The 12,376-nt window shown below is 52.4% G+C and carries 10 protein-coding genes and 1 tRNA gene; 7 read left to right on the top strand and 4 right to left on the bottom strand.

Annotation, left to right across the window (positions count from 1 at the left end; translation table 11 throughout):
* The first annotated feature begins 89 nt into the window (after positions 1 to 89).
* A complete protein-coding gene (rpoD, locus tag Q5705_14175; GenBank protein WLI75732.1) occupies positions 90 to 1,931 on the top strand; it encodes an RNA polymerase sigma factor RpoD in 1,842 nt (613 codons plus the stop codon).
* Positions 1,932 to 1,987: 56 nt separating this feature from the next.
* Here the strand turns inward: rpoD and mug are convergent, their stop codons facing one another.
* Positions 1,988 to 2,494, bottom strand: a complete 507-nt coding sequence (mug, locus tag Q5705_14170; protein ID WLI75731.1) for a G/U mismatch-specific DNA glycosylase — start codon at positions 2,492 to 2,494, stop codon at positions 1,988 to 1,990.
* 126 nt (positions 2,495 to 2,620) lie between these two features.
* Here mug and Q5705_14165 point away from each other — a divergent pair.
* Together Q5705_14165 and Q5705_14160 are read left to right on the top strand one after the other, a co-directional pair.
* Positions 2,621 to 2,696 (top strand) — tRNA-Ile (locus Q5705_14165).
* A gap of 404 nt (positions 2,697 to 3,100) precedes the next feature.
* Positions 3,101 to 3,667: a DapH/DapD/GlmU-related protein gene (locus Q5705_14160; GenBank protein WLI75730.1), complete on the top strand. Its 567-nt coding sequence runs from the start codon at positions 3,101 to 3,103 to the stop codon at positions 3,665 to 3,667.
* A gap of 151 nt (positions 3,668 to 3,818) precedes the next feature.
* Here Q5705_14160 and Q5705_14155 read toward each other — a convergent pair whose 3' ends face one another.
* Entirely contained in the window at positions 3,819 to 4,838 is a 1,020-nt protein-coding gene (locus Q5705_14155; protein ID WLI75729.1) for a LacI family DNA-binding transcriptional regulator, read from the bottom strand.
* A 179-nt stretch (positions 4,839 to 5,017) separates the two neighbouring features.
* Between Q5705_14155 and hisD the strand changes: the two genes are divergently transcribed.
* From hisD to Q5705_14140, 3 genes are all read left to right on the top strand, one after another.
* The gene (gene hisD, locus Q5705_14150) at positions 5,018 to 6,325 is read left to right on the top strand and encodes a histidinol dehydrogenase (GenBank protein WLI75728.1); all 1,308 of its coding nucleotides are present in this window, start codon (positions 5,018 to 5,020) and stop codon (positions 6,323 to 6,325) included.
* A 101-nt stretch (positions 6,326 to 6,426) separates the two neighbouring features.
* Positions 6,427 to 7,818, top strand: a complete 1,392-nt coding sequence (locus tag Q5705_14145; protein WLI75727.1) for a GntP family permease — start codon at positions 6,427 to 6,429, stop codon at positions 7,816 to 7,818.
* A 246-nt stretch (positions 7,819 to 8,064) separates the two neighbouring features.
* Positions 8,065 to 9,234, top strand: a complete 1,170-nt coding sequence (locus tag Q5705_14140; protein WLI75726.1) for a DNA repair protein — start codon at positions 8,065 to 8,067, stop codon at positions 9,232 to 9,234.
* 33 nt (positions 9,235 to 9,267) lie between these two features.
* Here Q5705_14140 and Q5705_14135 read toward each other — a convergent pair whose 3' ends face one another.
* Complete coding sequence (locus Q5705_14135) at positions 9,268 to 10,041, bottom strand: siderophore-interacting protein (GenBank protein WLI79032.1); 774 nt, start codon at positions 10,039 to 10,041, stop codon at positions 9,268 to 9,270.
* A gap of 236 nt (positions 10,042 to 10,277) precedes the next feature.
* Between Q5705_14135 and Q5705_14130 the strand changes: the two genes are divergently transcribed.
* Positions 10,278 to 10,802 carry a PadR family transcriptional regulator gene (locus Q5705_14130; GenBank protein ID WLI75725.1) on the top strand — a complete coding sequence of 175 codons (525 nt, stop codon included), beginning with the start codon at positions 10,278 to 10,280 and terminating at the stop codon, positions 10,800 to 10,802.
* On the opposite strand, the gene Q5705_14125 is transcribed toward Q5705_14130, so the two are convergent.
* Positions 10,799 to 12,361: a methyl-accepting chemotaxis protein gene (locus Q5705_14125; protein ID WLI75724.1), complete on the bottom strand. Its 1,563-nt coding sequence runs from the start codon at positions 12,359 to 12,361 to the stop codon at positions 10,799 to 10,801. The two genes, Q5705_14130 and Q5705_14125, sit on opposite strands and share 4 nt — an antisense overlap.
* Positions 12,362 to 12,376 lie beyond the last annotated feature (15 nt).

Raw genomic sequence — 12,376 nt, 5'->3', positions numbered from 1 at the left:
AAAATATAAATACTCCCTCACGTTTAATGTTGGCGGTTTATTTCGCTAACCGACACCAACCCTCATGAATTAAGTGTGGATACCGTCTTATGGAGCAAAACCCGCAGTCACAGCTGAAGCTTCTTGTCACCCGTGGTAAGGAGCAAGGCTATCTGACCTATGCCGAGGTCAATGACCATCTGCCGGAAGATATCGTCGACTCCGATCAGATCGAAGACATCATCCAAATGATCAACGATATGGGCATCCAGGTGATGGAAGAAGCACCGGATGCCGATGATCTTTTGCTGGCCGAAAACTCCAACAACACAGACGAAGATGCGGAAGAAGCTGCTGCGCAGGTGCTTTCCAGCGTTGAGTCTGAAATCGGACGAACTACCGACCCGGTGCGTATGTACATGCGCGAAATGGGCACCGTTGAACTGCTGACCCGTGAAGGCGAAATCGACATCGCCAAACGTATCGAAGACGGGATTAACCAGGTTCAGTGCTCCGTTGCCGAGTACCCGGAAGCGATCACCTATTTGCTGGAACAATACGACCGCGTTGAAGCTGAACAAGCTCGCCTTTCCGACTTGATCACTGGCTTTGTCGATCCTAACGCTGAAGAAGATATGGCACCGACTGCCACCCACGTCGGTTCTGAGCTCTCCAGCGAAGAGATGGATGATGACGAAGATGAAGAAGAAGAAGACGATGATGACAGCGACGATGACAACAGCATCGATCCTGAGCTGGCACGTGAGAAATTTGCCGAACTGCGCACGCAGTACGAACTGACTCGCGACACGATTAAAGCCAAAGGACGCAGCCACGCTGCCGCCCAGGAAGAGATCCTCAAGCTGTCTGAAGTCTTCAAGCAGTTCCGCCTGGTACCGAAGCAGTTCGATTACCTGGTAAACAGCATGCGCGTCATGATGGATCGCGTGCGCACCCAGGAACGCATAATCATGAAGCTGTGCGTTGAACAGTGCAAAATGCCGAAGAAAAACTTCATCACGCTGTTTACCGGCAATGAAACCAGCGAAACTTGGTTCAACGCCGCGCTGGCCATGAACAAACCGTGGTCAGAAAAGCTGAACGAAGTGGCAGACGACGTTCAACGCGGCCTGGCGAAGCTACAGCAGATCGAAGAAGAAACTGGCCTGACCATTGAGCAGGTTAAAGACATCAACCGTCGTATGTCTATCGGCGAAGCGAAAGCGCGTCGTGCGAAGAAAGAGATGGTGGAAGCGAACTTGCGTCTGGTTATTTCTATCGCCAAGAAATATACCAACCGTGGTCTGCAATTCCTCGATCTGATTCAGGAAGGCAACATCGGCCTGATGAAAGCGGTAGATAAGTTCGAATATCGCCGTGGTTACAAATTCTCCACCTATGCAACCTGGTGGATCCGTCAGGCCATTACCCGCTCCATCGCGGATCAGGCGCGCACCATCCGTATTCCGGTGCATATGATTGAGACTATCAACAAGCTCAACCGTATTTCTCGCCAGATGCTTCAGGAAATGGGGCGCGAGCCGACGCCGGAAGAGCTGGCTGAACGTATGCTGATGCCGGAAGATAAAATCCGTAAGGTGCTGAAAATTGCCAAAGAGCCGATCTCCATGGAAACACCGATTGGTGATGATGAAGATTCGCATCTGGGTGATTTTATTGAGGATACTACCCTCGAACTGCCGTTGGACTCTGCAACCACCGAGAGCCTGCGTGCTGCGACGCACGACGTTCTGGCTGGTCTGACCGCGCGTGAAGCGAAAGTGCTGCGTATGCGTTTCGGTATTGATATGAACACCGACCATACGCTGGAAGAAGTGGGTAAACAGTTCGACGTTACCCGCGAACGTATCCGTCAGATTGAAGCGAAGGCGCTGCGTAAACTGCGCCATCCGAGCCGTTCTGAAGTGCTGCGTAGCTTCCTTGACGATTAATCGTCACGCATGAAACCGAAAAGCTCCCAACCCGGGAGCTTTTTTTTGGCCGCTATCTACAGACCGCGCGTGACCAGCGCCTCATCCAGTTCCCGATAAGCTTCAACCAGCTTATCCAGCGAGGCACGATTCAGGCCACTGGGATTGGGCAGTACCCAAATTTGCGTTACGCCAATGGTCATATTCTGCTTCCCCCAGCTTGCTCCGCGCACGCTGAATGCCTGTTCAAAAGCTTGCTTGCCGAGAATTGCCAATGCAGCGGGCTGATACTCTTCTATCTTTTTCACTAACTCCCTGCCGCCGGTGCGTAGTTCATGCAATCCAACTTCCGAGGCCTGCACCGTCGGGCGCTCCACCAGCATGGTGATGCCGCAGCGCGTATCCAGCAGGTGCAGCTCCTCTTCCGGGCGCAATTGTTGGTCGGTAAAACCGGCCTGATGGATCACTTTCCAGAAGCGATTTCCCGGATGAGCAAAGTGAAAACCCGTGTGGGCAGAGGATTTTCCCGGATTAATGCCACAAAACACCACCCGCAACCCCGGTGCCAGAATATCGTGGATCATGCTTAACTCCCGATCAAAAACAATAATCTCAAGTATAAGAGATTGAAAATGCATTGTTTATAAAAACATCAGCCAGGCGATTCGTGCTGGATTGCAGGGGTAAGTTACTTTATAATCCCCCGCCACGGCCCCTTAGCTCAGTGGTTAGAGCAGGCGACTCATAATCGCTTGGTCGTTGGTTCAAACCCAACAGGGGCCACCAAATTTTAGCTTTAAAATCAGTAGATTAAGCCACTCCATGAGAAGTGGCTTTTTATTTACCTATCCTTCGTTGTCGCAAAAATGGCGCACAATGGCTCTTGAATCTGCGCCACAGAACAAGTAACAATTTGTCACGTTTGCATTGACAATGGGTAGCGCAGGAGATAGATTTTTCCGGTCAAAAATAATACTCAGAAACCCAAAGATCCTGGCAATCATTGAAAAGTCGATTTTAAAAACACTTAACTCAAATTACCCGTCATAACTATGGCATAGGTTAAATTAATTTAACTTTAATTCCTCAAATACGTTACAAAAATATTTCATAGCAATATCAATTTGCGATAAATAATGAAAATTTAGTTTTTTCCTGCAAAAAATTTGCAGTTATTTGGAATGATTATTATGAACAGCGATATGAATGTGGCATTTCTAAAAGAGTGTCTACGAGTAGAAGTGATTGGCGGAAAAGATAAGAAATTCTCATGGGGCAGAACGTTACGTCATGCATGGCGGCAACCAAAGCGTCGCTTTCTCTTTTGGTGGCGAATAGCCTCGTATCTTAATGAAACAAAAGGGAAAAAAGGAAAGAAGATCGCTCATTTTTTGAATCGCCGCCTGATGAAAAAATACAATACGGAAATTGGGCTTGGCGCAAAGATTCAACCTGGGTTAATTGTTGCGCATTATAATGGCATTGTCGTTTCTTTATATTGCGACATTGGCAAAAACTTTCTAATCAGGCAAAACACGACCATTGGTATAAAAACGCCAGGGAAAAAGGATGATGAATATAGAATAATCATCGGCGATAATGTCGTACTTGGCGCAAATTGCTGCATCATCTCCGATGGAATTCGCATCGGAAATAACGTGCAAATTGGCGCTATGACGCTTGTTAACAAAGACATACCGGACAATTGTGTGTATTACACAAAAAAAGAGACGGTCCAGGTGCTCAGGGAGGTGTAAGCCTCGTTAACATTATTTCTCTGGTCAAATGAATATTGAATTTATAAAAGAATGCATTCGCGTCGAAGTGACAAAACGCGATCACAAATAAACTTGTCCCGCGCATCTGCACAAAAATTCAGGCGTTTTAAGCGCCTTTCTTGTAGATTTTTTAACCGCGCAGCGGTCGGGTGCTTCCCCGAATAATAAGCTCCCCTTTCAGTACATGCTGTACGGGGGCCGCTTCTGCGTTTTCCAGTTGCGTTTTTAATACCTCGATGGCGGATCCCACCATCGCGGACAACGGCTGAACCCAGGTCGTGAGATTGATAAGTGGCCAGCTAGCCATTGCGATATCGTCAAAGCCGACAACAGAGATATCGCGCCCTGCCTGCATCCCCAGTTCGCCCACGACCACGTTTAGCGCCGCGATAGCCATCATGTCATTGGCGCAAAACAGCGCATCCGGCGGCGTCGGCAAAGCCATCAATCGACGGGTAGCGTTCATCGCCTCCTCTATCGACCACATTCCGCTATCGCGCAGCGGCGGCCTGGCACCACGCTCTTCCAGCCGTCGACGAAACCCCACTTCCCGGTCAAAGCTGGTGGATGATGTATCTCTGCCAGCAATAAACGCCAGTTGCTGGTGACCAATATCTAACAAGAAATCGGCGATTGCCGCCCCGCCGCCCAAATTATCACTGGTGACACTGGAAACAGACTGGCTGTCGATTTTACGGTTGAGCAGTAAAACGGGGAGATCCATCTGCTGGCACTCCTGGGCAAAATGCGAGGAGAGGCTACTGGAAACCAGCACCAGCGCTTCAACACGATGGCGCAGGATCTCTTCCATAATCGGCGTGGTATCGTCATCGCGATACATCGAAAACAGCAGGACGCGATAGCCCATCAGGTTGAGCCGGTGAGAAAGTTCATCAAGAACGGCGGAATAAAACGGGTTTACCAGGCCTGGCACCACAATGCCAATCAGCGTTGAACGCCGGGTAATGAGCGACTGGGCAATAAAACTGGGGCGATAGCCCAGCTCAGCAGCCACTTTACGAACTTTCTCTTTCGTCGCGGGCGATATTTTTGCCCCGTCGGTAAAGGCCCTGGAAACCGCAGATTGCGAAACGCCCGCAGCTTTCGCCACGTCATAACTTGTTACCGCACGTTTATGTAAACCCGCCATTCCTTTGTCTCCCCCAACGAATGCCTCGTCATTATGCGTGAATCTCCCCGGGTGTCACTAATTTTGCGATCTGTGTTGCATTCGAATGCATTGCTACTTTTCATAACATTTCATTCACGCCAGGATGCAAGTGAATTCGAATGCATTAGCATTTTATTAACATAATAGTGAGGCGAATTATGGCTATCTGGCTCAAGCGCGGTGCTGAATCTGAAGCGGTAAAAACGCACGATCGTGCCGTTCGTGAAGCAGTTGAGAAAATCCTGGCGGATATCGAAGAACGCGGCGATGCGGCGGTTCGCGAGCTTTCGATTAAATTCGACAAGCTCGACAGAGCAGATTTTCGGCTATCGCAGCAGGAAATTGATGATTGCTATGCCCAACTCTCTGAGCGTGATATCGCCGATATCCGCTTTGCACAAGAACAGGTGCGTAACTTTGCACAGCACCAGCGCGACAGCCTGAAAGATATTGAAGTAGAAACCTTACCGGGCGTCGTTCTGGGCCATAAACACATTCCGGTCAGCGCTGCGGGTTGCTATGTTCCGGGCGGCAAATATCCACTTTTAGCCTCGGCACATATGTCGATTATTACCGCTAAAGTGGCTGATGTACCGCGTATCGTGACCTGTGCGCCGCCGTTTAATGGTAAACCGGCTCCGGCAATCGTAGTCGCGCAGCATATGGCTGGCGCAGATGAAATTTACTGTCTGGGCGGGATCCAGGCTGTCGCGGCGATGGCAATCGGTACGGAAAGCATTGCTCCGGTCGATATGTTGGTCGGGCCGGGAAATGCCTTTGTCGCAGAAGCAAAACGCCAGCTGTTTGGCCGTGTGGGTATCGATCTGTTTGCTGGCCCCACCGAAACGCTGATCATCGCCGATGAGAGCGTGGACGGTGAACTGTGCGCCACCGATTTGCTGGGTCAGGCAGAACACGGTCCGGACTCACCCGCCATTTTGCTCACCACCTCTGAGGCGCTGGCACGTCAGACGCTGGCAGAAATTGACCGCTTGCTGGACATATTGCCGACCGCCGATATCGCTCGCCAGTCATGGGGAAAATTTGGCGAGGTGATTGTCGCGCAGGACAAAGAAGAGTTGCTGAAAATCGCCAATGACCTGGCATTCGAACATGTTCAGGTGATGACAGAAGATCCCGACTGGTTCCTCGCCAATATGCAGAACTTCGGCGCGCTCTTCCTCGGCCCGCGCACCAACGTGGCCTACGGCGACAAAGTGATTGGCACGAACCACACGCTGCCGACGCGTAAAGCGGCGCGCTACACCGGCGGTCTGTGGGTCGGCAAATTCATCAAAACCTGCACTTACCAAAAAGTTCTTACCGACAGCGCATCTGCGCAGATTGGCGAGTATTGCTCCCGCCTGTGCGCGCTGGAGGGTTTCGCCGGGCACGGAGAACAGGCCAATATCCGCGTGCGCCGCTACGGCCATAAAGATGTGCCCTATGCGGGCATTCCTGAGTAATCACCACCTTTTGCAGCGGGGGGCAGGATAAGCAACCCTGAATAACATCGGCTGCCTTATTACAAGGATAAAAAGGGGCAGCCATGCTGACGGATAGTCTTATGGACGTCTTAATTGCCTTACTGGCGTTGGGATTGCTGATGTTAGCCGCCTATCGTGGCTATAGCGTGATCCTCTTTGCCCCCCTGGTCGCGCTCGGTGCGGTTCTGTTGACTCAACCTGCGGCGGTCGCGCCTGTTTTCAGCGATATCTTTATGGATAAGCTGGTTGGTTTTGTAAGACTCTATTTCCCGGTCTTTTTACTCGGGGCCGTGTTTGGAAAACTGATTGAGTTTGCCGGTTTTTCCCGTTCGATTGTCAGTGCCGTCACCCGCCTGATGGGCCATAACAAAGCAATGCCGGTGATAATTCTGGTGTGCGCCCTGCTTACTTTCGGCGGCGTGTCACTGTTCGTGGTGGTATTTGCTGTTTACCCCTTTGCCGCAGAAATGTTCCGCCAGAGCAAGATCCCGAAACGCCTGATGCCGGCAACAATCGCGCTGGGGGCCTTTACGTTCACCATGGATGCGCTACCCGGCTCACCACAGATCCAGAACATCATCCCGACGACGTTTTACGGCACAACCTCGTGGGCTGCGCCCTGGCTGGGCATTCTCGGCTCTGCATTTGTGGCGATAGGCGGTTGGCTCTATCTCGACGCGCTGCGCCGCAAAGCACAGCGTAACGGCGAAGGTTACGGCACTAATCTGGTCAATGAACCGGAAACGCCGGAAGATCTGGATTTGCCGCATCCGTTTATCGCCCTCCTGCCGCTCATCGTCGTTGGCGTTGCCAATTTGCTGTTCACCTGGTTTATCCCGCAGGCCTACGGCAACAATTTTATGATTGACCTGCCGGGGCTGAAAGCGCCGCTGGAAAGCGATGTGCAAAAGATGGTCGCCATCTGGGCGGTGATGGCCGCGCTGCTGTGCGGCATCGTCACTATCTTTCTGTTTGCCTGGCGTAACCTGAAAGGCAAGCTGGCGGACGGCAGTAAAGTGGCGGTTGGTGGGGCGATGCTCGCCTCGCTAAACACCGCATCGGAATATGGCTTCGGTGGTGTGATTGCGGCCCTGCCGGGGTTTGTGCAGGTGGCCGACGCGTTAAAAGTTATCCCCAATCCGCTGCTTAATCAGGCCATTACTATCAATATTCTTTCCGGGATCACCGGTTCTTCGTCGGGAGGAATGAGTATTGCGCTGGCGGCAATGGCCGATCGTTTTATTGAGTCGGCGCATGCGGCGGGGATCCCACTGGAAGTGATGCACCGTGTCGCGTCAATGGCCGCAGGCGGGATGGATACCTTGCCGCATAACGGGGCGATTATCACGCTGCTTGCTGTTACAGGTCTTACTCACCGCCAGGCGTATAAACCGATCCTCGGCATCACGCTGTTTAAAGTGCTCGGCGCGTTCTTCATTATCGGCGTTTACTACGTAACAGGTCTGGTATAGCAGACCGGGCCGCCTGGCGCTGTTGCTGGCGGCCTTTACTGACGCTACCCGCTCTCTTGCGCGCACTTTCGCTCGCATTTCGCTGAATTACCCCGCCATAAGCGCAATTTTCATAGAAACACTAACGCATTGAAATATGTCCCATGTAAGATGAGGCCGGACTGTTGCGAGTTTCGCATTCATGGTCCAAATTTGATGAATAATTACTCCCCTTAACAGACTCATTAAGCGCTTTGACGAAACGCCATGAACAAACCTATAAAACGGCTTGAAATCATCAAATACGCCATTGAACTGGAGGATGACGGCATCATCCTTAGCCAACTTCCGTCACTTAAAAATGAAGTTACGGACCCGGAGTTAGCGTTTATCGTTCACGCCCTTGAAGAAAAGAACTACAGCGATGCGATACGCGCTATTACCGCCTGGCTACAAAACCAGCGCTCGGTGGTGAGCTGGCAGGATCCGCAAGTGGCCGCCAGCAAGCTGGAACTGAAAGCCCTTGAAGAGCAGTTGCGGGAACTTATCGATAAACGCAACGCACGCATTCAATCGCTGGATGAGTTCAACGATCTCTATTTAACCCGTCTCGGGCCGCTGATGTCGCACATCCTGCGGTTACGCAAAACCCTTGCCGAAGCGGCGGTTCGCCGCCAGGAAGCGGAAGCCCGTCGCCGTGAAGCGGATTATCTGCGCTGCCAGAAATACCTGTCGCAGGCGGTGGACGTGCTGGTGACATTAACGCAGCGCTGGCAAAGCATGCCGCCGCACTCCATGCAGGCGGCAGAAGCGCGCAAACATCTGCAACAGCAAAGCGAACTGATCGCCTCCCTGCTCGCCGAAGCGCAGGAGCTGGAACGCGGTCTGACGCGCGAAGAGGAACCGGCACGCCAGGCACGTGACGAGGCGCGCCAGGAGTACGAAAGCCATCAGGAACAGCAGCACGACGCCGAAAAACGGTTCAGTTTTGAGCAGAAAATGACTGAAGACGAGCGCCACGAGCTGAAGCGCCTGTGGCGTCAGGCCAGCAAACTTTGCCACCCTGATTTGGTGGATAACGAGTTAAAAAACGATGCCCACGGCATGATGGTGCAGCTTAACCAGGCTCGCCAGCGCGGCGATCTCAGCGCGATTCGCTCGATTCTGACTCGTCTGCAAAAAGGGCTGGAGCCATTAATGGCAAGCGATCGTTTAAACGATTTGCAGCGCCTGCGCCAGCGCATTCTGGAAGTGAAACAGCATATCGCCAGCCTGATTGACGAACTGGCGGCGCTGGAAAAAGAGGAGACCTGGCAACTGGTTTCTTCCCTGGGTGATAAAGAAACCTACTTCCGCCAGCAGGAAAAAGCGCTGGCAGAGATTCGCCAGTCGCTGGAACAGCAGGTCAGCGAAGCCGAATACGACGAAGTTGCCTGAACGAAAAGGCCCGGTTAACGCCGGGCCTGTGCATTACTTGTTGTGCCAGTACGCTTGCGCACGCACCCGTTGTTGATCGATGGTGGCCGTCTCATAGCGCTGCATTAAGGATTTCACCACCTCCCCTTCCCCGGTCAGCCAGATAAAGTAGTCCTCATCCGGCACGGTGATAACCGCCAGTTTGTCCGCCACCGCCTGCGGGTTATGGCCGATAACATACTGAATATCAAACCCGCTCAGGTGAGCGAGATAATCCTGGTACGCAGCGTCGGCAATGGTGACCACCGCCGTTACGTGCGGGCGCACCGGCAACTGACTTAACCCTTCCAGACGACGGCGCAATGCGGGCATGCCAGATTCGTCGCAAACATAAAGCTGCCAGGCGTAATCTTCCGGCACCACCAGCGAGCCGCGCGGGCCGCCAATCGTCAGTTTATCGCCAGCCTGCGCATTGACCGCCCAGTTGCTCGCCACGCCGCCGTCGTGAATATAGAAATCCAGTATCAGTTCCTGGCAGTTGGCATCATACAGCGGTGTATAGTCGCGCGAGGCCGGGCGCGGCCCGTCGCCCCAGGCAATGCCTTCATCCGTAACGACCGGCGGCACAAAGTGTATGCCCGGCGCGGGAAAGAAAACTTTGGTGTGATCGTCAAACCCGCGAGAGGAGAAGCCCTCCAGCTGCTCACCGCCGAGCACAATACGCTGGAAGCCGCTGCCCGCGCGTTCAGCGCGCAACACGGTTAACTCGCGAAAGCGCAGTTCGTTACGGACGCGCTGAGGATAACGTTGAGGAGTGGTGGTCATAATCGGCCTTCGTAAACGTGAAAAAGATATATCTAAAAGTTGTGCAAATGATAATGATTGCTGATTAGACAGAAGGCAAGATCTTTTTATGATATAGACAAGGTTAAGCGCACGGCTTGCCAAATGATTAAATAAATGGCTTATTTATCAAAATATTAAATTTATAAGATAGTTTTTTATTGTCGTAATTAATAGTTTAGATATAAATTAGATATATCAAATTACCACCGGAGAGCACCATGCGCCACCCTCACGATAGCAACGACAGCGAACGCCACCACGGCCACGGCGGAGGACGCCGCCAGCGCTTTTTCGGCCACGGCGAATTGCGGCTGGTGATCCTGCATCTGCTGAGCAACAACCCCAGCCACGGCTACGAAATTATTAAAGCCATCGAAACGCTGACGCAGGGCAACTACACACCCAGTCCCGGTGTCATTTACCCGACCCTCGATTTACTGCGCGATCAGCAGCTTATTGCCATTAGAGATGAGGAGAACGGCCGCAGGATGATTACGATCACCCGACACGGCCAGCAGTGGCTGGAAGAGAGCCAGCAACAGTTGGCGCAAATTCAGGATCGGGTCAAAGCACGCAACGTCGGTTACCAGTTACGAAAGAACCCGCAAATGAAACGGGCGCTGGAGAACTTCAAAGCGGTGCTGGATTTACGGGTGAATCAGGGGGACGTCAGCGCCACGCAGCTTAAAAAGATAATTGGCATTATCGACCGCGCGGCGCTGGAGATTTCCCAGCTCGATTAAGCGGGCATCGGCGTTTCGCGCAGGCGGAATACTTTCACCAGCTCACGCAGATGCAGCGCCTGATCGTTTAGCGCTGCCGCCGCCGCAACGGACTCCTCCACAAGGCTGGAGTTTTGCTGCGTCGTGGAGTCAATCAGGCCAATAGCGCTGTTTATCTGCGAAATACCGTCGGTCTGCTCACGGCTCGCCTGGCCAATCTCGCGCAGGATCACATCCATCTCTTCGACGTTATTCACCATGCCGTTAATCAGCGCGCTGGCTTTCTCCACCAGCGCCATGCCTTCGCGGGTCTGGCTGGTCGAGCTTTCGATCAGATGGCGAATATCGTTCGCCGACGAGGCGCTTTTTTGCGCCAACTGGCGCACTTCACCGGCGACCACTGCAAATCCACGCCCGTGTTCCCCGGCGCGTGCCGCTTCAACTGCCGCGTTGAGCGCCAGAATATTGGTCTGAAACGCAATGGCGTCAATCAGGTTGATAATGTCAGACATACGATTAGACGTGTCGTTAATCACGCGCATCTTCTCTGTCACCTGTTTCATCATCTCGCCGTTGTTTTTCACGCCCGTTGCCGCATCCGCCGAGAGATGTGTCGCTTCAGAAGTATGCTGCGCGGTGTTTTTCACGGTCGCGGTAATTTGTTCCATCGATGCTGCGGTCTGCTCAACGGAACTGGCCTGCTCTTCCGTACGCGCCGCCAGATCCTGGTTACCGGCGACAATCTGCGCCGCCGCACTGGAGATGCTCTCCGAACCGTTTTGCACCTGATGGACAATCTCAACCAGGCGGTTTTTCATCTCCATCAACGCACGCAGCAGAATGCCGGTTTCATCACGGTGACGGGAATCGATCGTGCGGGTTAAATCGCCATCGGCAATCGCTTTGGCAAACTCCACCGCTTCGCTCAGTGGACGCGTGATCATACGAACAATAACAAGGCCGATCAGGCTACCAAGGCCAATGCTGATAATCGCAAGCACAATCAGCAGCAGGCGGTTAGCGCCAAAATCATTCTGTACCTGCTTGCCCGATGCGCGCATTTGCTCATCCTGAATGGCAATCAGCGCCAGCACTTTCTCTTTATAGGCATTCTGGATATTTACCGTGTTGGTCATCATCTCCTGAATCGCCGCGCCGCGATCGTTGTTCTTCACGGCTTCGAGGATACGGAAACGGGAATCAAGGTACTGCTGACGAACGGTACGGATATCGGCGAGGATTTTCTGTGAGGGTTCATCGCGCAGGTTTTTCGACAAATCCTCCAGCAACACAGAGATATGCGCGCTGATTTCGTTAAGTTGTTTCTGTGATTCAGCAGACCATTTGCCGTCACTATCCAGCAGCATCAATTGCTGGGTGCTGACAAAGGTCTGGAAATTATCAATGAGCTGATTGGCTTTGACGGTAGTGGGATAAGCGTTATGCACAATCTCTTGCATGCCATTATTTGCGCGATTCAGGCTGAAGAGTGAGAAACAGGAACTCACCACCATCAACGCAATAAAGAATCCGAATGCCAGAAATAATTTCGTGCCGATTTTTACGTCATGTAAAAACATATTTTCTCCATGGGT

Source organism: Kosakonia sp. H02 (assembly GCA_030704225.1).
GTDB lineage: Bacteria > Pseudomonadota > Gammaproteobacteria > Enterobacterales > Enterobacteriaceae > Kosakonia.
This window is presented reverse-complemented; position numbering and strand designations above follow the sequence as displayed.

What these genes read in the sequence shown, in the direction of transcription:
- Q5705_14160 (WLI75730.1), top strand. Translation starts at nt 3,101, where the DNA reads ATGAACAGCGATATGAATGTGGCATTTCTAAAAGAGTGTCTACGAGTA.
- Q5705_14130 (WLI75725.1), top strand. Translation starts at nt 10,278, where the DNA reads ATGCGCCACCCTCACGATAGCAACGACAGCGAACGCCACCACGGCCAC.
- Q5705_14125 (WLI75724.1), bottom strand. Translation starts at nt 12,361, where the DNA reads ATGTTTTTACATGACGTAAAAATCGGCACGAAATTATTTCTGGCATTC.
- mug (WLI75731.1), bottom strand. Translation starts at nt 2,494, where the DNA reads ATGATCCACGATATTCTGGCACCGGGGTTGCGGGTGGTGTTTTGTGGC.
- Q5705_14145 (WLI75727.1), top strand. Translation starts at nt 6,427, where the DNA reads ATGGACGTCTTAATTGCCTTACTGGCGTTGGGATTGCTGATGTTAGCC.
- rpoD (WLI75732.1), top strand. Translation starts at nt 90, where the DNA reads ATGGAGCAAAACCCGCAGTCACAGCTGAAGCTTCTTGTCACCCGTGGT.
- hisD (WLI75728.1), top strand. Translation starts at nt 5,018, where the DNA reads ATGGCTATCTGGCTCAAGCGCGGTGCTGAATCTGAAGCGGTAAAAACG.
- Q5705_14140 (WLI75726.1), top strand. Translation starts at nt 8,065, where the DNA reads ATGAACAAACCTATAAAACGGCTTGAAATCATCAAATACGCCATTGAA.
- Q5705_14155 (WLI75729.1), bottom strand. Translation starts at nt 4,838, where the DNA reads ATGGCGGGTTTACATAAACGTGCGGTAACAAGTTATGACGTGGCGAAA.